At 34.6% G+C, this 26,694-nt stretch carries 16 protein-coding genes; 11 read left to right on the forward strand and 5 right to left on the reverse strand.

Features of this window, described 5'->3' with window-relative positions; genetic code table 11:
* Positions 1-74: 74 nt before the first annotated feature.
* The 10 genes from BTO05_RS08165 (at position 75) to BTO05_RS08210 (ending at position 9,904) form a co-directional block, all read left to right on the forward strand.
* Positions 75-1,469, forward strand: a complete 1,395-nt coding sequence (locus tag BTO05_RS08165; RefSeq protein WP_087492192.1) for a sensor histidine kinase — start codon at positions 75-77, stop codon at positions 1,467-1,469.
* Between the two features lie 96 nt (positions 1,470-1,565).
* Positions 1,566-2,252 carry a response regulator transcription factor gene (locus BTO05_RS08170; protein WP_087492193.1) on the forward strand — a complete coding sequence of 229 codons (687 nt, stop codon included), beginning with the start codon at positions 1,566-1,568 and terminating at the stop codon, positions 2,250-2,252.
* A gap of 107 nt (positions 2,253-2,359) precedes the next feature.
* Positions 2,360-3,004, forward strand: coding sequence for a hypothetical protein (locus BTO05_RS08175; RefSeq protein ID WP_087492194.1), 645 nt, complete (start codon positions 2,360-2,362; stop codon positions 3,002-3,004).
* A 114-nt stretch (positions 3,005-3,118) separates the two neighbouring features.
* Positions 3,119-4,237, forward strand: coding sequence for a CNNM domain-containing protein (locus BTO05_RS08180; RefSeq protein WP_087492195.1), 1,119 nt, complete (start codon positions 3,119-3,121; stop codon positions 4,235-4,237).
* On the forward strand, positions 4,237-4,710 hold the full coding sequence (locus BTO05_RS08185; protein WP_087492196.1) for a methylated-DNA--[protein]-cysteine S-methyltransferase: 474 nt from the start codon (positions 4,237-4,239) through the stop codon (positions 4,708-4,710). Before BTO05_RS08180 ends, BTO05_RS08185 begins: the two co-directional genes overlap by 1 nt.
* A complete protein-coding gene (locus tag BTO05_RS08190) occupies positions 4,710-5,231 on the forward strand; it encodes a DUF4442 domain-containing protein (RefSeq protein WP_087492197.1) in 522 nt (173 codons plus the stop codon). The genes BTO05_RS08185 and BTO05_RS08190 overlap by 1 nt, the downstream gene beginning before the upstream one ends.
* Positions 5,232-5,243: 12 nt before the next feature.
* Positions 5,244-6,398, forward strand: a complete 1,155-nt coding sequence (locus BTO05_RS08195) for a serine hydrolase domain-containing protein (RefSeq protein ID WP_087492198.1) — start codon at positions 5,244-5,246, stop codon at positions 6,396-6,398.
* A 3-nt stretch (positions 6,399-6,401) separates the two neighbouring features.
* Positions 6,402-8,822 (forward strand): penicillin acylase family protein, encoded by a 2,421-nt coding sequence (locus BTO05_RS08200; protein ID WP_087492199.1) that lies wholly within the window; start codon positions 6,402-6,404, stop codon positions 8,820-8,822.
* A 1-nt stretch (position 8,823) separates the two neighbouring features.
* Positions 8,824-9,177, forward strand: a complete 354-nt coding sequence (locus BTO05_RS08205; RefSeq protein ID WP_087492200.1) for a hypothetical protein — start codon at positions 8,824-8,826, stop codon at positions 9,175-9,177.
* 13 nt (positions 9,178-9,190) lie between these two features.
* Positions 9,191-9,904, forward strand: coding sequence for a 3'-5' exonuclease (locus BTO05_RS08210; RefSeq protein ID WP_087492201.1), 714 nt, complete (start codon positions 9,191-9,193; stop codon positions 9,902-9,904).
* A gap of 77 nt (positions 9,905-9,981) precedes the next feature.
* Here the strand turns inward: BTO05_RS08210 and BTO05_RS08215 are convergent, their stop codons facing one another.
* Complete coding sequence (locus tag BTO05_RS08215) at positions 9,982-14,616, reverse strand: immunoglobulin-like domain-containing protein (protein WP_087492202.1); 4,635 nt, start codon at positions 14,614-14,616, stop codon at positions 9,982-9,984.
* 212 nt (positions 14,617-14,828) lie between these two features.
* Complete coding sequence (locus BTO05_RS14125) at positions 14,829-20,702, reverse strand: immunoglobulin-like domain-containing protein (protein ID WP_198295214.1); 5,874 nt, start codon at positions 20,700-20,702, stop codon at positions 14,829-14,831.
* A 166-nt stretch (positions 20,703-20,868) separates the two neighbouring features.
* On the opposite strand from BTO05_RS14125, the gene BTO05_RS08235 reads away from it, so the two are divergent.
* Positions 20,869-22,560 carry an ABC transporter ATP-binding protein gene (locus tag BTO05_RS08235; RefSeq protein WP_087492203.1) on the forward strand — a complete coding sequence of 564 codons (1,692 nt, stop codon included), beginning with the start codon at positions 20,869-20,871 and terminating at the stop codon, positions 22,558-22,560.
* Between the two features lie 329 nt (positions 22,561-22,889).
* Here the strand turns inward: BTO05_RS08235 and BTO05_RS08240 are convergent, their stop codons facing one another.
* The 3 genes from BTO05_RS08240 to BTO05_RS08250 all read right to left on the reverse strand — a co-directional run bounded on the left by BTO05_RS08240 (position 22,890) and on the right by BTO05_RS08250 (position 26,693).
* The gene (locus BTO05_RS08240; protein WP_087492204.1) at positions 22,890-23,543 is read right to left on the reverse strand and encodes a CoA transferase subunit B; all 654 of its coding nucleotides are present in this window, start codon (positions 23,541-23,543) and stop codon (positions 22,890-22,892) included.
* 2 nt (positions 23,544-23,545) lie between these two features.
* Positions 23,546-24,247 carry a CoA transferase subunit A gene (locus tag BTO05_RS08245; protein ID WP_087492205.1) on the reverse strand — a complete coding sequence of 234 codons (702 nt, stop codon included), beginning with the start codon at positions 24,245-24,247 and terminating at the stop codon, positions 23,546-23,548.
* Positions 24,248-24,335: 88 nt separating this feature from the next.
* Positions 24,336-26,693, reverse strand: coding sequence for a penicillin-binding protein 1A (locus BTO05_RS08250; protein WP_087492206.1), 2,358 nt, complete (start codon positions 26,691-26,693; stop codon positions 24,336-24,338).
* Between the last annotated feature and the right edge of the window lies 1 nt (position 26,694).

Here is a 26,694-nt window from a genome sequence, read left to right on the forward strand (position 1 = left end):
TCAAATAAACCAATCAACCCAACTAAGTACTGTTTTACAGTTTGATTTGTATTTTTAAAGTGTAGACCAACCACATGAAGAAAAAAATAAACGTACTAATTATAGCTGCAATTCTTGGATTAATTGCCCTATCTGTTATTCAAGGATACTTAATTAATAACACCTACAAGCTTAAAAAAGATGCATTTATAAGTGAAACAAGAAAATCTGTATCCAAAATAGATGATTTTTCACCAGCCTTGGATTCACTAACTGACTTCTGGAGAGAAAACTTTTTAGAAAAACTAGCAGATTACAAAATAGGTGTCGCAAAAAAGAACGATGTTGTTGACGGATTGGAGTTTGTCATCGATTCAATTAATGATACTTACCGAAAAGAATATCAAAAAGAATTAGTGAAAAAAAACATTCCTTATGGAATCAAATTTCACAAAAAGGTAAAAGCTGTTATCGTTTTAGATTCCGTGCAAAACGACACGCTTTTTGATACTTTAAAAGCACCTAAACAAATTATAATTGGCGATTTTATTGAAGAAGAGAATGCAATTAGAATAAGTACTACATCTTGGGAAACAGAGCATACATCTAACCGAGTAATAAATGACGTCAATCAAGAAGTTTCATTCTACTTACTTTTCTTAACTGAAGATGAAATTGATATAGCTGGCTGGAAAAACATTGTTTTCAAACAAATGTTAGGATTGCTATTACTTTCTTTAATCATCTTTGCATTTGTTATTGGACTACTCTACTACTCTATCAAAAGTCTTATTACCCAAAAGAAAATTGCAGATATAAAAACAGATTTCGTTAACAATATCACACACGAACTAAAAACACCTCTAGCTACATTAACATTAGCAACAAAAATGCTAAAAAACGATAATGTGAAACAGCAACACCAATTGATGGATAATACCGTGAATACTATCGAACGTCAAAACAAACGCCTACAAAAACTAATTGACCAAGTATTGAATAATAGTTTGGGGTATCGCGAAATTAAACTCAACAAAGAAACTATTGTTATAGAAGATTATATTAATACGGTTTTGGATGATTTTGAATTGTCAGTAAATAACGAAAATATCCAATTAAACAGAACATTCTCTGGTAAGACAAAAATCATAACCATTGATAAATTTTACCTTACTACTGCAATACTCAACATACTAGAAAATGCTGTAAAATATTCAGGTAGTACTCTAAAAATTGACTGTAATGTTATTGCAGATAACATTCTAAAAATTGAAATCAAAGACAACGGTATTGGTATCTCAGATAAAGACCAAAAACTAATTTTTGAGAAGTTTTTCCGTGCTGGAAATAAAGAAATTCATGATGTAAAAGGTCTTGGACTAGGTTTATATTATACCAATCAAATTATCAAAGCGCACGAAGGTGACATAAAACTAGAGAGCAAAATTGGTAAAGGCAGCACATTTGCATTAACTATTCCTTTAAATTAATAAGCTATTATGAAATGAGCATAGTTAAAAGTTTAAATGAAGAATTATTACTAATGCGAATTACATCTGACCTAAAAAAACAATAAATATAAACAGATGAAACAGATTTTATTAGCTGAAGACGATATTGATTTTGGAAATATTTTAAAACAATATCTCAAAATTTCAGGATATCAAGTTACTTGGGAAAAAGATGGAAGAGCAGCTTTAGAACGCTTTCAAAAAGACACGTTTAACATCTGTGTTTTTGATGTTATGATGCCTAAAATGGATGGATTTACATTAGCTGAAAAAGTCATTGAACTTAAACCAGAAACACCCTTTATATTTCTTACTGCCAGAAAGCTTAAAGAAGATAAAATAAGAGGTCTTAAACTCGGTGCAGACGACTACATCGTAAAACCTTTTGAAGCTGACGAGTTGGTTTTACGACTTCAAAACATTTTGAAACGTACCGAAAAAGCTACTGAAGAATTGCCAAAAACAGACGTTTTAAAAATAAGTAACTACAACTTCAATACTAACCGCTTAGAACTCACTTGTGGTGATTACAAACAACAGCTAACACAAAAAGAAGCCGAACTCATCCACTTCTTATTTGAGCATAAAAACCAATTACTAAAGCGCGAAGACATCTTAAAAGCCGTTTGGAAAAATGACGATTTCTTCTCTGGTCGTAGTATGGATGTTTTTATCAGCAGACTTCGTAAATATTTTAAGCAAGACCCTTTAATTTCTATTGAAAGTATAAGAAATGTTGGACTTGAATTTAAGGTAAGTTAATACAACTTCTAGTGTTGGTTAACGCTAGGTTAACGGCTTCTATTTTCTTTTTTTAAGGATAATTGTCTTATACATTTGTATCATAATCAATTAAAAATCGGATAATTATGAATTTTTCAAAAACAAAACACAAACAACAAAGTATCAGGATTATTGATGCAAAAAAAAGCGTTTATTTTACTGCAATAGCATTATTGTTTTCAGTAATATCCATAAATGCACAAAGTACACCTCCAAGTCCACCAACACCTCCAACAGTAAAATCTACTTCTGGAACATCTTACTCTATCTCTATAGACAACGATGATGACGAAACACACAACAGCTCTGTATCCATTTCGCAATCAGATGATGCTTACAAGCTTAAAGCAAGCTATCACAAATCAAAAAATAATGGTGTCAAGAAACTATTATTAGAACAATTAGGGAAAAATGGATTAAAAATAGATGGAAACACCTACCTATGGTCTGATAGCAAAAACGGTAATGAAGTTTTTGAGTGTAAGCTTACAAATGGGCGACTTCGTATTTACTTAGACTTAGATTATACTTCTGAGGCATTTATAGAAAAAGTAAAAGCTATGGGGCAAGAATTAAAATATTATGTTTCTGGCTCAAGTAAAGAAAAGGAAGAAGCCAAAAAAGTAGAACGCGCTAAACGAGATATGGAACGCGCACAACGTGATCTTGAGCGTGCTCAAAGAGATTTAGAACGAAGCCAAAGGGTAGCTGAAAGTGCAAAAAAGAATTAAAGCACAATAGCTTTAAAAATTTGAAAAGCCCACAACTTTATGAGTTGTGGGCTTTTAGTTTATTTTTAATCTTTCATTTCGTAAATTAGCACTAACTAATTCAACATACAATTAATGGGTTTACTCGTTTTCTACGCAGTTATTTCAATATTTTTTTCTTTTTTATGTTCCATTTTAGAGGCTGTCCTTTTAAGTATCACACCAACATTTTTAAATCTTAAGAAAAATGAAGGCAAAGCGTACGCAGCCGATTTAGAAACCTTAAAAAAAGATGTCGATAGACCATTAATTGCCATTTTAACTCTAAATACTATTGCACATACAGTAGGTGCTATCTTAGTTGGTGTACAGGCAAAAGTAGCTTATGCTGAAATGTATGGTTCAGAAACCATCAGTGTTTTTGGAATAAATTTTACAGAAGACCTGATGGTTGGTGTAGTTTCAACAATTATGACGATTCTAATATTAGTCGCTTCCGAAATTATACCAAAAACTATTGGGGCTACTTATTGGAAGCAATTAGCAAATTTTACTACAAAAGCGCTAAATATTTTAATATTCCCGCTCAAATGGACTGGGATTCTATGGATTTTGCAATTGACCACAAAACTTATTGGAGGCAAAGGTCATGGTAGTGTTTTAAGTCGTGAAGGTTTTGCTGCAATGGCAGAAATTGCACACGAAGAAGGTGTCTTTGAGGAAAGTGAGAGTAAGGTTATTAAAAATTTACTCAACTTTAAAGAAGTACAAGCCAAAGATGTTATGACACCACGTACGGTCATGAAAACAGAGAATGAAACCATGACAGTCGAAGCTTTTTTTAATGCAAATTCTAACATTAGATTCTCTAGAATACCTGTTTATACAGACGATTCTGATAATATTACAGGCCTTGTTTTAAAAGTTGATGTTTTTAAAGAAATGGCATTTGGAAATGGCGAAAAACTCTTATCTGAGTTAAAACGAAATATTATCATTGTAAATCGTAGTTTGCCAATACCAACATTATTTGAGCAATTGGTTGAAAGTCGAAACCACATGGCTTTAGTAGTTGACGAATACGGTTCTGTTAGTGGTTTAGTAACTATGGAGGACGTTATCGAAACGCTTCTTGGGCTTGAAATTATGGACGAAAGTGATAATGTTTCTGACCTACAACTATTAGCACGCAAAAGCTGGGAAACTAGAGCAAAACGCCTTGGTATAATAGAAGAAGACAATACCGAAGATTAATGCAAACTTGCACTGTTGAAACGCCTTTAGGTCACGCCGTAATTACTGGCGATATCAATGGTGTCTCTTCAGTTTCAATAAAAGATACAACTGAAGGGTTATCAGAATATATTCCTGAAGATTTACGCGATTGTGTCACCCAACTCAAAGCTTATTTTAGAGAAGAACGAAAAGATTTTGATTTAAAATTAAATCCTTTGGGTACTCATTTTCAGAAAAAAGTATGGCAATATTTACAGCAAATTCCGTTTGGTAAAACATGTTCTTATCTAGAACTCTCCAAAAAAATAGGCGACCCAAAAGCAATAAGAGCTGTAGCAAATGCTAATGGCAAAAATCCACTTTGGATAATTGTGCCTTGTCATCGCGTTATTGGCAGTGACGGCAGTTTAACAGGTTATGCAGGCGGTTTACACAGAAAGCAATGGCTAATTAATCATGAAAGTGAAAACAAACAACAAACTTTATTTTAATGTATAAGTCGGGTACAGAATTTTTAAAAAGATTCATTAAAGTCTCTACAATTTACAAGTATGGCTTTAATTGGTCACCAATGTATAGACGCTCTACTGCAAAACTGATTTCCGTTAGTGACGATTTACATTATGTAAAAATCCGACTAAAACTCAATTGGAAAAACCGAAATTATGCAGGCTCAATTTTTGGAGGTAGTATGTTATCTGCAACTGACCCTATTTATATGATACAATTGATTCAAATACTTGGAAATGATTATGTAGTTTGGGACAAAGCAGTAGAAGCACGCTATAAAAAACCTGCAAAAAGCACTATTTATGGCGAGTTTATCTTCTCAGAAGACGAAATCAGAGTACTAAAAAAAGTCATTGAAAAAAATAACGAAACAGACATTTTAAAAACCATGAGTCTCGTTGATGAAAAGCAGAATATAATTGCTACTTTTAATAAAACACTTTATATCGCTGACAAAAGTTTTTATAAAGAGAAACTCAATAAACGTAAAACAAAAAACTAATACTTACCATTAATGAAATTCCTGAAAAAACTACTAAAAGTTCTAGTCATATTCTTCGGATTATTAATCGCAATCCTTTACATAACAGATACTGATTATTTATTAAAAGCGGTAAGAACCATTTACATGCGTGGTCATACAACTGCATATCTTGAAGATTATAAACACTTTGACAATCAACAAATAGAAGCAAGTGACAATCCACAAACTTGGCCTTATCATCTTGACTACAACTCTAAAAAAGAAACTGAACGTTTAACAAAGGCTAATAAAGATTGGGGAAGCATTGCATACGTAATTATAAAAAATGACAGTATTTGGTTTGAGAATTATTACGATGGTTTTAATCAAGATTCTAAATCCAACTCTTTTTCGATGGCAAAAAGTTATGTATCTGGTTTAATGGGTAAAGCCATTATGCAAGGTCATATTAAAAGTTTAGATCAACCTGTTTGCGATTTTCTGCCAGCATTTTGTGATGGTAAAGCAGCTAAAATGACTGTGGGAGATTTGAGTAGCATGTCTTCTGGTACCAATTGGGACGAAGCCTATTATTCACCATTATCCATAACGACTCGTGCTTATTTTGATGACGATTTAGCAAAAGTTATGAATGGTCTTAAAGTAGTTGACGAACCTGGACAAGCTTTTAAATATGCCAGTGGCGATACCCAGATGTTAGCCATGGTCATCGAAAAAGCAACAGGAAAAAAACTCTATGATTATTTTGAAGAAAGCTTTTGGAAACCCTTAGGAAGTGAAAATGAAACGCTTTGGCAAGTCGATAGCAGAAAAAAAGACTTAGTAAAAGCGTATTGCTGTATTGCGAGTAACGCCAAAGATTTTGCACGTTTCGGAAAACTTTATAAAGACCATGGCAAATGGAATGGTAAACAAATTTTAGATTCTGCTTTTGTAGCTAAATCTGTAGTGCCAAGATTTCCTCAAAGTCCAGAATATGGTTACGGTTGGTGGCTTAAAAAACACATGGGCAAAGACTTTTTTATGATGCGCGGCCATTTGGGACAATATGTATTTGTACAGCCAGAAGACAATGTGATTATTGTAAGATTAGGTCATCAAAAATCACCTGATATTGGCACCAAAACCTACACAGACGACATTAGTCTATATATTGAAGAGGCTTATAAAATGTTAGAAAAATAAACTATGAAATACGTAAAACTAATCCTTTCTTTCACTCTTGCAGCAGGTGTTTTTTATGCTCTAAACACCAAATTTGGAAGTATCCCTGCGCTTGGTAAATTCTTGGCACCAAACCAAGGCATTTGGCAAAATGAAAGCGAAGAAATCATCACAGGAGAAATCTTAATTCCATCTTTAGAGAACGAAGTGACTGTGCATTACGATGCCCAATTGATTCCGCATATATTCGCCAAAAACGATACCGATTTATACAAAGCACAAGGCTATATCACAGCAAAACATCGTTTGTGGCAAATGGAGTTTCAAACTTATGCGGCGGCTGGTCGCTTATCTGAAATTCTTGGCGAGAGCGCTTTAGAATACGACCGCGAACAACGTCGTAACGGTATGCTTTTCGGTGCAGAAAATAGCTTGAATATCATCAAAAAAGACCCAGAAGCTTTAGCTTTATTAGAAGCCTATAGTTCTGGTGTTAATGCATATATCAATAGCTTATCAGCTGAAAATTACCCTGTAGAATACAAATTACTAAGCTATGCACCAGAAGCTTGGAGTACCGAAAAAACAATGCATCTATTAATGTATATGACAGATATGCTATGCGGCCGTGAATATGATTTAGAGTTTACCAATACACTCAAGAAATTTGGTAAAGAACGTTTTGACATGCTATTTCCTGATTTCTATGATATTATTGACCCAGTCGTTCCTAAAGAAACAGATTGGAGTTTTATTGATACCGAAATTACGCAAATTCCAGATAGCGAATTACCAAAAGATTCGGTTTCTATTTCAAAACTAATGGAAAAACCACACCCAAATAATGGTAGTAATAACTGGGCAATTTCGCCAAAAAAATCATCATCTGGGAATGCTATTTTAGCCAGTGATCCACATTTAGGATTAAACTTGCCATCTATTTGGTTTGTGATGCAATTATCTACGCCAGAACATAATGTTTATGGCGCAACATTGCCTGGAACTATCGGTGTGATTATTGGTTTTAACGAGGATATTTCTTGGGGTGTAACAAACGCTACTAGAGACGTTAAAGATTGGTACAAAATAGAGTTTGAAGACCAAAATCGTCAAGCCTATAAGTACAATAACCAATGGAAAAAAACTGAATTACGTCTCGAAGAAATTAAAATTAAAGGTGCCAAGACCTATATAGACTCTGTTGTTTACACACATCATGGTCCTGTAAGTTACGACCGCACATTTCGCAGCGATGATGAACTTAAAGGTTATGCTATGAAATGGGCAGGACATACCGGTCATAACTTCACAGACTTGTTTTATAAGCTCAATCGAGGTAAAAATTATGATGACTACCGTGATGCTATTAAAAATCATGTAGCACCGGCACAGAATTTTATTTTTGCTTCAAAAACAGGTGATATAGGCATGTGGGTACAAGGACAATTTGCTAATAAATGGAAAGGTCAAGGCAAGTTTCTACTTGATGGTAGTAAACCAGAACATGATTGGCAAAGTTATATTCCTTCAAAATACAATGCACACAGTAAAAACCCTGAGCGTGGTTTTTTGAGTTCTGCCAATCAACACCCAACTGACTCTATGTACCCATTTTATGTGTATAATGATGGCTATGACACCTATCGTTCCCGAATAATTAATGATTTTTTAAGGTCAAAAGAAGAATTTGACATTCAAGATTTTAAGGACTTACAGAATAGTAATTTTAACTTGAAAGCAAGTGAAATTGTACCATACCTCATTGAAAATTTAGATGTTTCAGAATTAAATGATGCTGAAAAAGAAGCCTATGATTTAATGAAAGCTTGGGACTTTGATAACCATATAGAGAGTAAAGCACCTGGTTTCTTTTCTAGTTGGAACAATGCGCTTTACAATTTAGTTTGGGATGAATTCGACGTAGAAGACGAAACCTTAAAATGGCCTTTTACTTATCAGTATATGTATATGCTGAAAAATCATCCAAATGATGATTTTATGGATATCCAGAATACACCAGAGAAAGAAACAGCTAAAGATTTAATCAAGCAATCTTTTATTACAACGGTTGAAAAATTAAACAAATGGGCAGAAAAAAATGGAGATTATGACTGGGCAAATTATAAGCGTACTTATGTAGGGCATTTACTCCAAGCATTACCGGCATTTTCAGTACAAAATATCCCAATTGGCGGCGACGGAAATACGGTAAATGCGACTACTAGAAATCATGGCCCTTCATGGCGTATGGTTGTAGAAATGGGAGATACACCAAAAGGATATGGTATATATCCTGGTGGGCAATCCGGAAATCCAGGTAGTAAATATTACGATAATTTTATTGATGATTGGGCAAAAGGGAACTATTTTAAAATCAACTTTATGCAATCTAAAACGGATAGTACTTCAACCACATCTTTACAAACTTTAAAGCCTTCAAACTAATATGAAAAAGAATAGCATTAATTTTATAATAACTATTGTTTTAGCAGTGATTTTATCACAATTTATACCTTGGTGGTCAGTTATGATTTCTGGGTTTGTTTCGGCAGTATTAATTCCTCTTAAAAGAGCTTCGGTTTTCTTTATTCCTTTTGTTGCCATACTCATATTTTGGGCAATTTATGCATTTTCATTAAGTAGTGCTAACGACTATATTTTAGCAAAAAAGATTGCTGTTTTATTGCCTTTGGGAGGAAATGAATATTTACTTATTTTAGTCACTGGATTAGTTGGTGGTATTTCCGCTGGTGTTTCAGCCATGTTTGGAAAGCAACTAAATTTACTTTTTAAGTCTTAAAAATAATCCTACTATGATTTCTAAACTCAATCTTGAAAACATACTATTTCTTGATATAGAAACCGTACCAGAAGTTGAAAATTTCAAAGATTTAGACACTACTAAACAAGAGCTTTGGGAATCTAAATCAAAGTACCAACGGAGAGATGATTATACTGCTGAAGAGTTTTATGACCGTGCTGGTATTTGGGCAGAATTTGGGAAAATTATCTGTATTTCTGTCGGTTACTTTAAAATGGAAGGTGATATAAGAGCTTTTAGAGTCACTTCTTTTTACGGTGATGAAATTACAATTTTAAAAGACTTCAAAAATCTATTAATCTCGCATTTTAGTCAACAAAAACATTTGCTTTGTGCACATAACGGGAAAGAATTTGACTTCCCTTATATCGCTAGGCGAATGATTATTCACAATATAGAATTACCTTATAAGCTTAATTTATTTGGGAAAAAGCCTTGGGAAGTTCCTCATTTAGACACTCTCGAATTATGGAAGTTTGGCGACTATAAAACCTACACATCATTAAAATTATTGACTAATGTTTTAGGTATTCCTTCTCCCAAAGATGATATAGATGGTAGTGAAGTTTACCATGTGTATTATGATGAAAACGACATTGACCGCATCATTATCTATTGCGAAAAAGATACAATTGCTGTCGCACAGATTTTCTTGCGATTACGCGGTGATGAGTTACTCCATGACAATGAGATAAAACACATTTAAAAAATCCTCATTTATAATAAAAAAAGCTCAGAAATTAATCTGAGCTTTTTCGTTGCATTAAAAAATTCTGGTTGGGATTATTTTTTAATGAATTTTTGAGATACAGATTCTTTACCAGTATTTACTTCTAGGAAATACATACCGCTATTTAAAGTTCCAACTTCAATTTGATTAATGTATGAACCACGCAATACTGTTTGTCCTAACATATTTACAATTCTATAAGATGCATTTTCTATACCTGTAGTCTCAACATATAGGACATCTTTAACTGGGTTAGGGTACATTTTCATATTAAATGCATTTTCATCCTCGTTACCAAGTATATCTACTCTTTCGCCAAAAACAACTTCTCCTCTAGAACTTGGACAAGATGTTTCATAGATTTTTACATTGGCAAATGTAGAATTGTTACCAGAACCAGCATCGTTATCATTTATAAATACTAACCTATCCATAACTCCCGTATAAGAATCACCTACAGGAATAACGTATGTTGTTGTTCCGCTAGTATAATTGTCAAAATTAGTAATTCCATAATTCTGTGTTCCATAGAGTTTAAAGTAGAATGAAGATGTTAGTGAATTATCATTTTCAAATCCAATGCCATGAATTTCACCTTCTGAAGTACTACTAAACTCTAACTCAATTACAGTATTTGTAGTAACTGTATATGGGAAATCAATATACTTCCAAGTATTATTACTTAACGTCAATGATGCGCCTCCATTTCCAATAGAATTTGTACCGCTAGCATCTTGAGTTGAAAATGAATTAAGAGTATAATCATTGAAATTCAATGTATCGCAACCAGCTGGTGGATTGGTGCCACCTTCCGTTAAGCTAATATCATCTATCGCTACATCAGATTGCCATGTGCCTCCAGTAATTCTATTGAATCGTAATTGAATACCACCGCCTATATAAGCTGCTAAATCAATGTTAACCGTCAACCATTGATTACCCTGATTACCTGTCTGATTCCATAAACTTGTCCATGTTGCGCCTTCATCATTACTAACTTCTAAGTCTACTGAACCGCCGTTTGTAGAACCAAACATGTGGTACTTAAATGTAAAGTTGGCTTCTGTTACCGATGATAAATCAAAACATGGTGACGTAATAATTGCGCGCTTGTTAGGGAAACCTGTACCATTACCAGATGCTTCTACATAAATATAGTTACTTCCTTGAATTGCACTTGATGGCCCTGTATTATTCGATGGCGTACCATTAGCGTCTACTGTCCAGTTTATATCATCTGCACTAGATTGTGTCCATGCACCAATGCCACTTTCAAAACCTTCTGAATATGGGAAGGTCGAAACTCCGCCTGAACAACCATTTGCAACTTCATTTACATTTATAGTTCTTATTACTGGTGTTGCTGCATTTCCTGCCGCATCATTGACATTATAAGTCAGTGTATAATTCCCAGCTACGTTTGTATTTACTGAACCTGAAACTACGATACTTGATGTTAAGTTTCCATCTATATTATCTGTCGCTGTTGCGCCTGCATCATTGTATGCATCACCTACAGTTAAATTAACTGTTGCTGAACCTAATAATGTGATTACTGGGGCTACTGTATCTGCACTTACAACTACCGTTCTTGTTTCTGATGCTGAGTTTCCTGCGGCATCACTTACACTATAAGTAACAGTATATGTTCCTGCTGTATTTGTGTTTACAGTTCCTGTTGTAACTATACTTGATGTTAAATTACCATCTATATTATCCGTCGCTGTTGCGCCTTGCTCAGTATAAGAATCTCCAACATTTAAATTTATTGTTGCAGCACCTACTAATGAAATTACTGGTGCAGTTGTATCTGGATTTACCGTTACTGTTCGGGTAGCGCTGTCACTATTTCCAGCAGCATCACTTACACTATATGTTATCGTATATGTTCCTGCTACATTTGTATTTACCGAACCTGAAGTTACAATACTCGATGTTAAATCACCATCGACATTATCTGTCGCTGTCGCTCCTAGTTCGTTATAGGCCTGTTGCAATTCTAAAGTTACTGATGGTGACCCATTTAAGGTAATTACTGGAGATGTAGTGTCTGGACCAGAACCTTCAATAACTACTGTATAATCTTCAACTTCACCATAAGTGAAAGAAGCACATGAGTCTACATTAGCATTATAACTCATTGTTACACGCATGCGTGTTGAAACCTCTGACGCCGATGATGGTACTGTAAAACTTCCGCTTACAGGTGTCGTCTGAGAAGGTACTGCAGTAAATACTTGTTCGCCTGCATCTGTAAAATCACCATCTTTATTGTAATCAATCCATACAGCATAGCCTTCATTATATAAAGTGCCAGTCCATGTTGGCGTTACGGAAATTGTATACTGCGTATCCTTTGTTAAGGTAGTAGATATACTCGTAAAGTCGGAATAAAATTGTGCTCCTGATGCATTATCTATAGTATTTAATTGAACACGGCTGATAAACTCATCATTAACATTGGAACTTGTAGAGTTACAATAATTAAGTTGAACATCGGTAGTTGTAAAATTAATTAAACTTGAAAAAGATGAAGTACTAGTATCAGGACATTCACTTCTTACCTGAGCCTCATACTGAGTTAATGCTGCTAAGCCAGAAACTGAAGTAGAAATTCCATTAACATTTACAGTATTCCATGTTGAAGTTCCCACTTGTCTATATCTTAAGTCATAAGATGCTCCTGATACAGCATCCCAAGATAATGTAGCAGATGTTTCTGCTATATTTGAAGCTGTTAACCCTGTCGGAACAATAGCATTACAAATAACTTGACCTGCTATAGAAAAGTTTGCATTCGATATGTCAAAGAAAACATTATTAGAAGCCTTAACCATTATTCTGTTTTGACTACCTTGGTTATTAGGCACTAGTATGTCTTGAGAACCATCATTTGTTACATTAGTTGCTAATGAAATAGGATACGTATCTCCGCCATCTGTAGATAAAAGAATATCAACGTTAGCAGCATTTATTCCATTTCCAGTAGTTCCAGCTACATCCCATGTGACAGTTTGTGTTGTTCCTGCATTCCATGTGACATTAGTATTTGGAGAATTAACAATAAATGGTCCAGCTGTTCCATTAACCGTAATACGAGTGTCATCACTATTATTAGTGGCTCCTCCAGCTCTATTATCTCTTACAGTTAATCTAAAATTTAAAGCACGTGCCACGTTAGGGATTGCTTCCCATTGCCAAGAAGTTGCTCCTGTTTTAATAGTTTGAAGTCTTGGGAAATATCTCTTATTATCAGTTGTTGGTTCAAATGATCTAAATGCCACACCAGAAGTCGCGGTTGTACTTGGAAAAGTTGTTGCTGCGTTATTCTCATCTGCCTGTTCCCAGCAATATGTCAACACATCTCCAGAGTTAGAGTCTGATGCAGTTCCTTCTAGAACAAACGGTGTTCCTTTTGGAATAGTGTAGTTTAATCCAGCATTTACAGTAGGTACAGCGTTGCCAGTATTTGTGTTTGTTTGACAACTTGTAGTCTTAATATAATTTGTTACTTGCTGAATCGTAAACCAATGAAAATATGGATCACTATTACTCTGAACATCTGTAGCTCCTGTAATACCAGCATATCCCATTATTGTAGTTCCACTTCCAGCTTCAAAATGAGCATTAGTACCTTCATTTCTAAATGAAAAAGTGTGATTACCACCAAACTGATGTCCTAACTCATGTGCGACATAATCTACATCAAATGGATCCCCTTCTGGAGTTGAACGAGATGTAAACGCACTTCCTTTTTGACCATTGACACATACACATCCAATACAACCTGCATTTCCATTATCTGAAGCTCTTGCAAATAAATGGCCAACATCATAATTAGCTTCTCCTATTACACTGGTAAGGGTGTTCTGTACTTGACTATTAAAACCTCCATTTGAATAAGGGTCTGAATTAGCATTAGTATAAATAACGTCATCAGTATTTGCAATCAATACCATCGTTGCGTTAAAGTCATTTTCAAAAAGTCCATTAACACGAGTCATTGTTGTATTAATAGCTGCTAAGGCTTGAGCTTTAGTTCCTCCATGATACTGTGTATATTCTCCTGTAGTAGAAACGGCTAATCTAAAAGTTCTTAAAATTCCGTCATCGGCATTTCTTAACCCATTCCCAATTTCCAAAGATTTGTTCATCTGATCAGTAACCTCACACTCAAACGCATCGTTAGAATTAATTCTATTTACTCTATTGTATACAACAAAACTATTTGAATCATTTTTACTTGGTTCTATAAATGTATTACCGTCTTCTGAAGATAATATCATAGCACTAAGCCCATAAGGAGAAAAACTAAATCTTATTTGAGAAGAAGAGTCCTCTATGCTTTGCCCAAAATAAGACCTTATCTCAGGATACCTTTCCTGTAAATCTGGATGCATTGTAGATGCCTCAGTAATTCTAAATTTTTTGATTTCTCCTTTGTGGTTAGGGAATCCTACAATAACATTAGATGTAGAATTAAAATCAGTCCTTGAAGGAGCATTAGTCAGTGATGTTTTTAAAGTCTGTTTATCTAAGCCATAGACTATGTAGTTATTTAAACTTTGATGATTAGACTTAGTTAGAGTAATTTTTGAATTACTATTATTGGTCCATAAATTTTTGTTTTGAGCCCAAAGCATGGTTGAGCTAATAGTAAAAAAGAGTAGTAGTAATTTTAATTTCATAGTAAAAAAATTAATTAAAGGTTAGATGTTCTCTGAAGTTAGAAAAAACTTGCAAGCAAGGAGTTCTAATTCTAAACTTTAAGAGTTTTTAATTGACGATTTACGGTTTTTCCGTAATAATTGTATATAAAAACAGCTGAGTATATTATTAATTGAAAAAAACCAGGCAATCTCTTACCTGGATTTTTTATAATTAAAGGGGAATTAAAAACTTATTTTTTCATAAGCTTTTGGGTTTTTCTAAATCCATTAGAACCTTCAATACTTAACATATAAATTCCACTATTCAGATTTGAAATATTTATTTGCTTCTCGGAAGTAGATGCATTAACAGACCATTGAACACGATTAACCATTTTACCTGTTAAATCGTAAATCTTCAAAGTCATATCTACTGGCCCGTTTTGCATATCTAAACCTAAACCTACGTTTACAGAAGATGATGCAGGGTTTGGATAGAAACGAACTGAACTTTCAATAGTATCTATATTATCTACTAAGTCAGTTAGAACCTCTTCAGCTTGCGTTGTAGTTCCTGCAAATAAATTAATATTATCAATTGCAATATCAGCTTGCCACGTACTTCCCGTAACCCTGTTAAATCTGAGTTGTACACTGTTTCCAATAAAGGCAGATAAATCTACGTTTTGAGACAACCATTGATTTCCTTTATTTCCTGTTTCACTCCATAATGTTGTCCAAGATCCACCGTTATCATTACTTGCTTCTAACGCAATACTTCCCATATCTGTTGCACCAAACATATGATAGTCAAATGAGAACGTTGCCGCAGACTCAGATGATAAATCGTAACATGGCGAGTTAATAATTGCTCGCTTATTAGGATATCCTGTATTATTTCCTGAAGCTTCTACGAATATATATCTTGTACCTTGAGTAGCGTTAGATGGTCCTGTTCCATTTGATGGTGTCCCATTGTTATCTACTGTCCAGTTTAAATCATCTGCACTACTCTGCGACCAGTCGCCAATAGAACCTTCGAAACTTTGACTGTACGGAAATGATGTTATGCCACCAGAACATGATGGTGTTGTTACAACGCCGTCCGTTAAGCTAATATCATCTATCGCTACATCAGATTGCCATGTGCCTCCAGTAATTCTATTGAATCGTAATTGAATACCACCGCCTATATAAGCTGCTAAATCAATGTTAACCGTCAACCATTGATTACCCTGATTACCTGTCTGATTCCATAAACTTGTCCATGTTGCGCCTTCATCATTACTAACTTCTAAGTTTACTGAACCGCCGTTTGTAGAACCAAACATGTGGTACTTAAATGTAAAGTTGGCTTCTGTTACCGATGATAAATCAAAACATGGTGACGTAATAATTGCGCGCTTGTTAGGGAAACCTGTACCATTACCAGATGCTTCTACATAAATATAGTTACTTCCTTGAATTGCACTTGATGGCCCTGTATTATTCGATGGCGTACCATTAGCGTCTACTGTCCAGTTTATATCATCTGCACTAGATTGTGTCCATGCACCAATGCCACTTTCAAAACCTTCTGAATATGGGAAGGTCGAAACTCCGCCTGAACAACCATTTGCAACTTCATTTACATTTATAGTTCTTATTACTGGTGTTGCTGCATTTCCTGCCGCATCATTGACATTATAAGTCAGTGTATAATTCCCAGCTACGTTTGTATTTACTGAACCTGAAACTACGATACTTGATGTTAAGTTTCCATCTATATTATCTGTCGCTGTTGCGCCTGCATCATTGTATGCATCACCTACAGTTAAATTAACTGTTGCTGAACCTAATAATGTGATTACTGGGGCTACTGTATCTGCACTTACAACTACCGTTCTTGTTTCTGATGCTGAGTTTCCTGCGGCATCACTTACACTATAAGTAACAGTATATGTTCCTGCTGTATTTGTGTTTACAGTTCCTGTTGTAACTATACTTGATGTTAAATTACCATCTATATTATCCGTCGCTGTTGCGCCTTGCTCAGTATAAGAATCTCCAACATTTAAATTTATTGTTGCAGCACCTACTAATGAAATTACTGGTGCAGTTGTATCTGGATTTACCGTTACTGTTCGGGTAGCGCTGTCACTATTTCCAGCAGCATCACTTACACTATATGTTATCGTATATGTTCCTGCTACATTTGTATTTACCGAACCTGAAGTTACAATACTCGATGTTAAATCACCATCGACATTATCTGTCGCTGTCGCTCCTAGTTCGTTATAGGCCTGTTGCAATTCTAAAGTTACTGATGGTGACCCATTTAAGGTAATTACTGGAGATGTAGTGTCTGCAATAACATTTACAGTACGTGTCGTAGACGCATTATTTCCTGCAGCATCGCTAACACTATACGTAACAGTGTATGTTCCTGGAGTGTTTGTATTTACTGTTCCAGATGTTACAATACTTGATGTTAAATCACCATCTATATTATCTGTTGCAGTTGCACCAAGTTCATTATAAGCTTCACCTTGATCTAAGTTAATTGTTGAAGCGCCATTCAATGTAATAACTGGTGCTTCTGTATCCGGACCAGAACCTTCAATAACTACTGTATAATCTTCAACTTCTCCATAAGTGAAAGAAGCACATGAGTCTACATTAGCATTATAACTCATTGTTACACGCATGCGTGTTGAAACCTCTGACGCCGATGATGGTACTGTAAAACTTCCGCTTACAGGTGTCGTCTGAGAAGGTACTGCAGTAAATACTTGTTCGCCTGCATCTGTAAAATCACCATCTTTATTGTAATCTATCCATACTGAATAACCTTCGTTATATAAAGTACCAGTCCAAGTTGGCGTGACCGAAATTGTATACTGCACATCTTTAGTTAAAGTTGTTGAAGTACTAGTAAAGTCAGAATAAAATTGAGCTCCAGATGTATTATCAATGGTATTTAATTGAACTCGGCTAATATACTCGTCATTAACATTAGAACTTTGTGATGCACAATACGTAACTGGTACAGCATCGGTAGTAATAGTTGCAGTATTACTCACTGCAGATGTATTTCCTACGGCATCCTTTGCAAAAACTGTAAAAGTATATTGTGTTTCGGCAGTTAAACCTGTTGCCGTAAAATTTGTATTAGTTGAATTTCCTACAACAGTTCCGTCTCTTAAAATGTCATAAGACGCTACGCCAACATTATCTGTAGATGCTGTCCATGATAAATTTGCTGAATTTTCAGTAACTCCTGAAGCAACTAAACTAGTCGGAGCCGATGGTGCAGTTGTATCTGGTGCTTCAGTCGTAACATTGACAACATTACTTAAAACCGATTCATTTCCTGCTGCATCTTTAGCTTTAACACTAAATGCATATGTTGTATTTGCAGATAATCCTGCTGCTTGATAACTTGTTGTTGTGCCAGAAACTGAACCTATAACTGTTCCATCTCTAAATACATCATATCCAGAAACCTCTATATTATCTGTAGAGGCTGTCCAACTTAAATCTGTAGAATTCTGAGTAGTATTTGATGCTGAAAGACTTGTTGGAGCCGTTGGTGCATCGTTATCTACAACTGTTGTTGCTTCAAATTTACCCGTAAATACACCACGTCCATATGTCGAAGCAATAATCTTATTATCAGCATCATTTCCGTTAACAGCCCAATAATCAAGAGATGTTACACTAACATCGCTCATACCATTATAGGCTTGAGACCATGATGGATTTGCATCGTTAAAATTATTTGTTGACCAAATACCTAATTGTGTTGCTAAAATAGCTTCATTTCTATTTAAAGGATTTTGAAGCATATCTCTTACAGGAATATTTGGCAAATCACCTTCTTTATTTTGCCATGACGAACCTCCATTAGAAGTTGCCCAAACACTTGTTACTCCATAATTATGAATAGTAACAAAAATATCATTAGCTGTTTCCCCATATCTTACTGAAGATACTGCACCAACAAATGGTGTACTAATCGTGGTAAATGTTGCGCTTGAGTTTGTAACATTTGTTAATCTTAAAAGTCCACCATTAGCTAAGCCTACGTGCCATGTATTGTTTGCAAAAGGTGAAACACCAAAGGCAGTTGGCTTACCTGTTAAAGCTGCATTTGTTAAAGTTCCACTAGAATTTGAAGCCACATTAATACTCTTTATTCTAAATGTTGAACCTGATGATGAATTAGTCAATAAACGATTAGCATCACTATCATAACCCATTTGGTTTACAAAATCTCCAGAAGCTTGATCACTAGAAAGTGTTGTTGCTCCTCCTTGACGTCTTCCAAGTCCATTCCAAGGTAAATTAAACCTATAAATTTGATTGTAAACATAAGTGGCAATCATATACTGACCGTCTTTATCTACAAATGTGTAAAAACCATCACCGTCACTTAGCTCTTCAGAACCATTAACGCCTGGCGAGGTATTATTCCCTCTAAATCCTTGCGAACCATTATCTTGTGCACCAGCTGTAAAAATAACATTTGAGCTTCCTTGACCATCAGGACCAATTCCTGCTTTTACATATTGCGTCACGTTATAACCGTTAACACGTTTAGTAATTGTAGAACCTGCATTACCTGAGTAATACACACCACCATCATTTCCAAATAACATACGAGATGAAGAATTATTACCAAAAGCAATTGAATGCTGATCGGCGTGTACATTATTAGGTTGACCGAATCCACCATACCAATGCGATAATTGTGACCACGAAGAACCACTATTGGTACTTTTAAATAAATCAATACCACCTACATAAACAATATTATCATTGTTTGGATCCGCTTCAATAACTAAGTCATAAAAAGCTTGACCTCTACAAAAATCATTTGCAGGAATACCTGTGTCTGCATCGTTTGGTAGACTTGTAGAAGAAATGCTTCCAAAACCGTTAGTTGTACTATAAATATGAACTGGTGCAGCACCAGCACCTTGTGTTAAGGCGTATAATTTATTAGGATTAGATGCTGATGGTTCTAACTCAACACGATTAGAATCTGTTAATGGAGAAGCACCTGCTTCTGTCCAAGTTGTTCCGTTCGTTGAGCTATATACTTTTCCTCCACCACTTCCAAAAGCGTTAGAGATTGATCCCATCCAAAGTTTATTATCTGCACCAACTTCTAAATCGTTAGGGATGACATAATATGTATTAGCACCTGACGTATTTGCTTCCATGTTAGCAGACTCTATTCTATTCCAAGTTGTACCTCCATTTGCTGAATGATATAATCCTGCCGTTTGCAATCCTAAATAGTTATTTGGGCTTGATGCATCTCCATAAATTTGCGCACCAACACCAACAAATAATTCAGTATTACCATTATTATTCCATGCTAAAACATCGTTTACATAGAAAAAACCTGACAGGAATAAATTAGTGGCACTAAAATCAAAAGTTGCAGGTCCAGCAGCAGGAATATTTAGAGCACTCCAAGAATTACCGCCATCAGTTGTTACATAAACTCCGTTACCTACAACATCACCAGCAGTATATTGTTCTCCTGTTCCAACAAACCAACGGTTAGAATTATTTGGATCAACAGTTATTGAAGTTACAGCTAAATTTCCAGGAACATTTTGTACACGTGTCCATAAAGAATTGGTATTTGTAATATTGGTATTTTTCCAAAGTCCACCACTAACACCGCCAGCATATACTGTATTGTTGCTTGAGTCATTTGGATCAAACATAATCACGCGTGTACGACCACCAATATCATTTGGTCCTCTCTCTTCCCAAGCATTCCCTGCTTCACCAGGATTTCGTTGAGCTTGTCGTTCCACTCTAAGATTTTCTCTTATAATATTAAGCTCGTCATTATCTAATTTTCCTGTAGAAGGATTAATAGATAATTCCCACATTTGCTCAAAATAGCGATTAGGTGGGAGACCTGCTTGCTTTCGTTTCTTTTTGTCCCAAGTTAGAGTTTCTTTAAATGGTGAGCTTGCCACAACTTTTGCATGTTGTAAACGTTGCTCATCTAGACTTAAATATTCTTTTTTACTTTCATTTTCTGTTGTTAAAGTAAATACACTAATTGCCACTATAAGCAGAGAAACACTACCTAGCAGTAAACGTAATTTTTTAATCATTTTGTAAATTTGGTTAGAGTTAGTAGTCAAAGAAATATTTTCGACAGCTGAAAATTATTAAAATTATGTTAATGAACAATCAAATTCTTAATATTTTCGACGAAACGTTATTAATTCTTTAATTTAACCTGCTTTTTTGTATGGTTTTATTACATTAAATTTACACATGGAAAAGAGCGAAATCCTTAAAATTCAGAATCTTAGCGTAAGTTTTGACTCAAATGAAATCAAAAATGAAGTCATTCATAACATTTCATTCTCTATTTATAAAAATGAAATTTTAGGAATCGTTGGAGAATCTGGTTCAGGTAAATCAGTATCATCTTTAGCAATTATGGGGTTATTACCTAAAGGTATTTCTGAAATCACCAAAGGCTCCATTCAATTTGAAGGTAAAAATCTTTTAAACATAACAGAAAAGGAATTTCAATCCATAAGAGGTAATGACATTGCCATGATTTTTCAAGAACCAATGAGTTCCCTGAACCCATCTATGACCTGCGGTAAACAAGTTGCCGAAATTTTAAAACAACATACAAAACTTTCGAAACCTGAAATTAAGGTGAACGTTTTATCACTTTTCGAAAAAGTGAAACTTCCTGAACCAAAAAATATTTTTTCAAAATATCCTCATGAGATTTCTGGTGGTCAAAAACAACGTGTAATGATTGCAATGGCGATAGCCTGTAAACCAAAATTATTAATTGCGGATGAGCCAACTACTGCATTAGATGTTACTGTACAAAAAGAGATTTTAGAATTGTTGAAATCACTTCAGCTAGAAACAAAAATGAGTGTTCTTTTTATATCTCACGATTTGGCATTAGTCTCACAACTTGCAGACCGCGTTGCTGTAATGTATAAAGGAGATATTGTAGAGCAAGGTGATGTTAACCAAATTTTTATTGCACCAAAAAATAATTATACTAAGGCGCTCTTTAACTCTCGTCCATCAATGAAAACAAGATTAAAACAGCTGCCAACTGTTAGTGATTTTGTAAATGAAACTGTAAATAATAAAATTGTTACTACTCAAGAACGAATAAAAAAGCATACTAAAATCTACAACCAACAACCACTATTGGAAGTCATTGATTTAGATAAAATATACTTGTCAAAAAAAGGTTTTCTAAAACCAAAAACTGAATTTAAAGCCGTAAACCAAGTCAGTTTTAACATTTACGAGGGCGAAACACTTGGCTTAGTTGGAGAGTCTGGTTGTGGTAAATCAACACTTGGGAATGCCATTCTTCAGCTAGATAAAGCGACCTCAGGAATTATAAAATATAGAGGTAAAGACATAACTAATTTGAATAAGTCTAATTTAAGAGCCTTACGAAAAGACATTCAGATTATTTTTCAAGACCCATTTGCATCATTAAATCCAAGACTAACAGTAGGTAGCGCAATTATGGAGCCTATGAAAGTCCATCATATTGGTGATTCAACAGAAGACAGAAAAGCTAAAGTCATTTCTATTTTACAACATGTTGGATTAGATGCTGAAACTTTTAATAAATATCCACACGAGTTTTCGGGAGGTCAACGTCAACGAATTGGTATTGCTAGAACTATTGCTTTAGAGCCAAAACTAATTGTCTGTGACGAATCTGTTTCTGCACTAGATATTTCCGTACAAGCACAAGTATTAAATCTTTTAAATAGTTTAAAAGAAAATTTTGGGTTTACATATCTATTTATATCTCACGATTTAGCAGTCGTAAAGTATATGTCCGACAAGCTTTTGGTTATGAACAAAGGTGAAATTGAAGAGTTTGGTGAAGCTGATTCAATTTATAGTGATCCTAAAAAAGAGTATACAAAAAAATTAATCAATGCTATTCCTAAAGGTTTATAGAAAGAATACCTTTTTGGTTAAATAAAATACGCCAGATATTAATCTGAGCGTATTTTTAAATTTTGAAGGTTTTACTTCAAAAGTAGGTTCTGGTAGATTTGGTTTAGTTTTCATAAGTATTAGTTTATGATAGATTTGGGACAAATCATAAATTAAGTTTATGGTAAATTTGGTTAAATAGGTTTGGGACTGCTAATATGAGATAATATTTCATTTTAAACGATTAAATACATTATTAATCGATGAAATACATTAAATTTTAACATTTAATCAATTTAGAGCATAAAAAAACCATTAAAATTAATAATGGCTTTTCTATTAAAATAATTTTATAGACTCATTTCAGGTATATCTCCTTCAATAATTAAATGTCCATCTGTGGCAATTTTTATTTCATCTACTGAAACACCTGGAGCACGTTCTAATAATTTAAATCCTTGTTCTGTTACTTCTATAACTGCTAAATTAGTTACAATTTTTTTGACACAACCAACGCCTGTTAGTGGTAAAGAACATTCTTTTAAAAGTTTAGATTCGCCACGCTTATTGGTATGCATCATAGCTACAATAATATTTTCGGCACTTGCTACTAAATCCATCGCGCCACCCATACCTTTTACCATACGACCAGGGATTTTCCAATTGGCAATATCTCCATTTTCTGCAACTTCCATAGCGCCTAATATCGTTAAGTCTACATGTTTACCTCGTATCATCGAAAAACTTGTTGCTGAATCAAAGAAACTAGCACCTGGTAACGTTGTAATGGTTTGCTTACCAGCATTAATAATATCTGCATCCTCTTCGCCTTCAAAAGGAAATGGTCCCATTCCAAGAACTCCATTCTCGCTTTGAAACTCTACCTCTATATCTTCTCTTACAAAATTGGCAACTAAAGTTGGTATACCAATCCCTAGGTTAACATAATAACCGTCTTTTACTTCTTTAGCAATTCGCTTTGCGATTCCGTTTTTATCTAGCATAATTAACTTCTTTGTCTTACGGTTCGTTGCTCTATTCGTTTTTCATAAACTTCTCCCTGAAAAATACGCTGAACAAATATTCCTGGAATATGAATTTGATTTGGGTCTAGCTCACCAACAGGTACTAACTCTTCAACCTCAGCAACTGTTATTTTGGCTGCGCCACACATGTTTGGATTAAAATTTCGAGCTGTGCCCTTAAAAATTAAATTTCCTGCAGCATCACCTTTCCAAGCTTTAACAAAAGCAAAATCTGCTTTAAATGCATGCTCTAAGACGTACATTTTTCCATCAAATTCTCTTGTTTCTTTATCTTCTGCAACTTCAGTACCGAATCCTGCAGGTGTATAGATTGCAGGAAAGCCAGCTTGTGCTGCTCGGCAACGCTCAGCTAATGTACCTTGCGGAATTAATTCGACATCTAGCTCTCCACTTAACATCTGACGCTCAAATTCATCATTCTCGCCTACATAAGACGATATCATTTTTTTAACTTGTTTTTGTTGAAGTAAAAGTCCTAGGCCAAAATCATCGACACCTGCATTATTAGAAATACATGTTAAACCTTTATTGTTTCGCTTTACTAACTCGGCGATAGCATTTTCGGGAATACCGCTAAGGCCAAAACCGCCTAACATAAAAGTCATATTATCTGTCACACCGTTTAATGCAACAGTGACATTGTCTACTTTTTTATTAATCATATCTATTGATTATTTGCAGACGTAAATTACAAAAGATTGACATGAATTACTACTACGGTAAACAAAAAAGAAAGTTAATAATTAATGTTTAGAAGTCAATACCTATATCGTCACTAACATCGTTGTCTGTAGGTTTACTGTCTTCATTAAACTCATCACAATTAGTTTCAATTGATAAATTTGAAGGTTTTTCGAAATCTTCCTTTGAAACATTTAAAGTTTTGTCTTCATAGCAAGCTTTCATATACAGCCCCCAAATTGGTAAAGCTGTAGACGCACCTTGTCCGTATGTAATTGTCTTAAAATGTGCAGCTCTATCTTCGCATCCAACCCAAACACCAGTTACTAAATTAGGAACCATACCCATAAACCAACCATCAGATTGATTTTGTGTAGTTCCTGTTTTTCCTGCAATTGGATTTGTTAATCCATAAGGATAACCCGTAAGCATTTCTTTGGTAAATTTTTGGTTTGTACGCCATGTATCATAAAGTCTTTTACCTGATCCACCTTGAACAACACCTTGCATTAAATTCACCGTTACATAAGCAACTTCTTCACTGAGAACATCACGACTTTCTGGTTGAAATTGGTATAATACAGTTCCATTTTTATCTTCAATCCGTGTTACTAAAACAGGTCTATTATAGACGCCTTTATTTGCAAACGTAGAATATGCAGCTACCATTTCGTAAACGCTTATATCTGGTGTTCCTAGTGCTATCGCTGGTACTGGTAAAATATCTTGCTCTACTCCTAATTTCTTGGCCATTTCTACAACAGGTTGTGGACCAATCTCATTCATTAATCGCGCTGTGATGGTATTAGTAGAACTTGCTAAAGCTTCTTTCAATGTTTGAAAACCATCATATTTACCGTCAGAATTTTTAGTCGTCCATGATTCTGGATTTCCAAATTTATTAGCCTCTATAGTAACTGGTGTTCTTGGCAAAGAATCGCATGGTGATAATTGTAGTTGATCAATTGCGGTTGCATATACAAATGGCTTAAAGGTTGACCCAACTTGACGCTTCCCTTGTTTTACCATATCATACTTAAAGTGCTTGTAATTCATACCGCCAACCCAAGCTTTTACATGACCTGTTTGTGGGTCCATGGACATCATTGCTGGTCGTAAAAAAGATTTGTAATAACGCATAGAATCCATAGGCTTCATTACTGTATCTATCTCTGTATATTTTCCATTTTTCCAAGCAAAAACCTCCATTTGAACAGGTTTATCAAAAGATGCAATAATTTCTTTTTCAGATTTACCTAGGTCATTTTTCATATGTCTCCAACGTTCGCTTCTGCGCATTCCTACGTTCATTAGACTTTTAATTTCCTTGTCGTCTAGCTCTAAAAAGGGCGCTGTTGGATTCTTTTTCGGCGTATTTTGTTTGTCAAATGCAGCTTGTAGATTAGGCATGTGTTGTGCTACAGCATTTTCTGCATGTTGCTGCATACGGTAATCTATCGTGGTGTAAATTTTAAGTCCATCGTTATAAAGATTATATTTTTCACCGTCAGGTTTAGGATTGTCTTTAATCCAGCTTTTCATAAATTCAGCTAGATTTGCTCTGAAATATGTTGCTAAACCTTCGCGATGAGATTCTGGAGAATAATCTAAATCTAGTTCTGTTTTTTGAAGCGAGTCCTTTACTGTTTCTGCTATATAATCATACTTAGCCATTTGTGCCAAAACAACATTTCGCCTATTTCTTGTACCAACTGGATTTCTGTGAGAGCGAGGATTGTATAATGAAGAATTTTTAAACATTCCAACTAACATGGCCGATTCTTTTAAGTCTAAATCTTTTGGCTCTTTATTGAAATATATTCTAGAAGCAGAACGAATACCATCCGCATTATTATTAAAATCATAGATGTTGAAATACATTGCTATAATTTCTTCTTTGGTATATTGACGTTCTAAACGGATAGCAATGACCCATTCTTTAATTTTTTGAGTAACTGCTTCTAATTTATTTTTAGATCTAACCCCTACAAATAATTGTCTTGCTAATTGCTGAGTTATGGTACTAGCACCACCTTTATCTCTAAATGTTAATTTCGCAAAAACAGCTCTCAAAAAACCTCTAGCATCAATACCAGAATGTTCATAAAAACGAATATCTTCAGTTGCTACTAAAGCGTCTACCAAATTTTTAGGTAACTCATTAAACCCTATTGGTGTTCTGTTGTCTTCAAAATAAAATTTTGATAAAGTCTTGCCGTCTGACGATATAACTTCTGATGCTAAATTTGTACGCGGATTTTCAAGAACGGTATGATCTGGCATCTCACCTAGAAGTCCCCATGATGCGAATAGGAATAATAAAATGACTGATAAAAATCCTAATCCGAATATCATCCAAAACCATCGGATATATTTTGAAAAATCTTGTGTTTCGTTTGTTTTTTTTGCAGCTTGTTTTCTAGCCATA

It is taken from the genome of Winogradskyella sp. PC-19 (assembly GCF_002163855.1).
Taxonomy (GTDB): domain Bacteria; phylum Bacteroidota; class Bacteroidia; order Flavobacteriales; family Flavobacteriaceae; genus Winogradskyella.

Excerpts from the sequence above, each read along its gene's own strand:
- BTO05_RS08165 (WP_087492192.1), top strand. The coding sequence starts at position 75 with ATGAAGAAAAAAATAAACGTACTAATTATAGCTGCAATTCTTGGATTA.
- BTO05_RS08170 (WP_087492193.1), top strand. The coding sequence starts at position 1,566 with ATGAAACAGATTTTATTAGCTGAAGACGATATTGATTTTGGAAATATT.
- BTO05_RS08175 (WP_087492194.1), top strand. The coding sequence starts at position 2,360 with ATGAATTTTTCAAAAACAAAACACAAACAACAAAGTATCAGGATTATT.
- BTO05_RS08180 (WP_087492195.1), top strand. The coding sequence starts at position 3,119 with ATGGGTTTACTCGTTTTCTACGCAGTTATTTCAATATTTTTTTCTTTT.
- BTO05_RS08185 (WP_087492196.1), top strand. The coding sequence starts at position 4,237 with ATGCAAACTTGCACTGTTGAAACGCCTTTAGGTCACGCCGTAATTACT.
- BTO05_RS08190 (WP_087492197.1), top strand. The coding sequence starts at position 4,710 with ATGTATAAGTCGGGTACAGAATTTTTAAAAAGATTCATTAAAGTCTCT.
- BTO05_RS08195 (WP_087492198.1), top strand. The coding sequence starts at position 5,244 with ATGAAATTCCTGAAAAAACTACTAAAAGTTCTAGTCATATTCTTCGGA.
- BTO05_RS08200 (WP_087492199.1), top strand. The coding sequence starts at position 6,402 with ATGAAATACGTAAAACTAATCCTTTCTTTCACTCTTGCAGCAGGTGTT.
- BTO05_RS08205 (WP_087492200.1), top strand. The coding sequence starts at position 8,824 with ATGAAAAAGAATAGCATTAATTTTATAATAACTATTGTTTTAGCAGTG.
- BTO05_RS08210 (WP_087492201.1), top strand. The coding sequence starts at position 9,191 with ATGATTTCTAAACTCAATCTTGAAAACATACTATTTCTTGATATAGAA.
- BTO05_RS08215 (WP_087492202.1), bottom strand. The coding sequence starts at position 14,616 with ATGAAATTAAAATTACTACTACTCTTTTTTACTATTAGCTCAACCATG.
- BTO05_RS14125 (WP_198295214.1), bottom strand. The coding sequence starts at position 20,702 with ATGATTAAAAAATTACGTTTACTGCTAGGTAGTGTTTCTCTGCTTATA.
- BTO05_RS08235 (WP_087492203.1), top strand. The coding sequence starts at position 20,869 with ATGGAAAAGAGCGAAATCCTTAAAATTCAGAATCTTAGCGTAAGTTTT.
- BTO05_RS08240 (WP_087492204.1), bottom strand. The coding sequence starts at position 23,543 with ATGCTAGATAAAAACGGAATCGCAAAGCGAATTGCTAAAGAAGTAAAA.
- BTO05_RS08245 (WP_087492205.1), bottom strand. The coding sequence starts at position 24,247 with ATGATTAATAAAAAAGTAGACAATGTCACTGTTGCATTAAACGGTGTG.
- BTO05_RS08250 (WP_087492206.1), bottom strand. The coding sequence starts at position 26,693 with ATGGCTAGAAAACAAGCTGCAAAAAAAACAAACGAAACACAAGATTTT.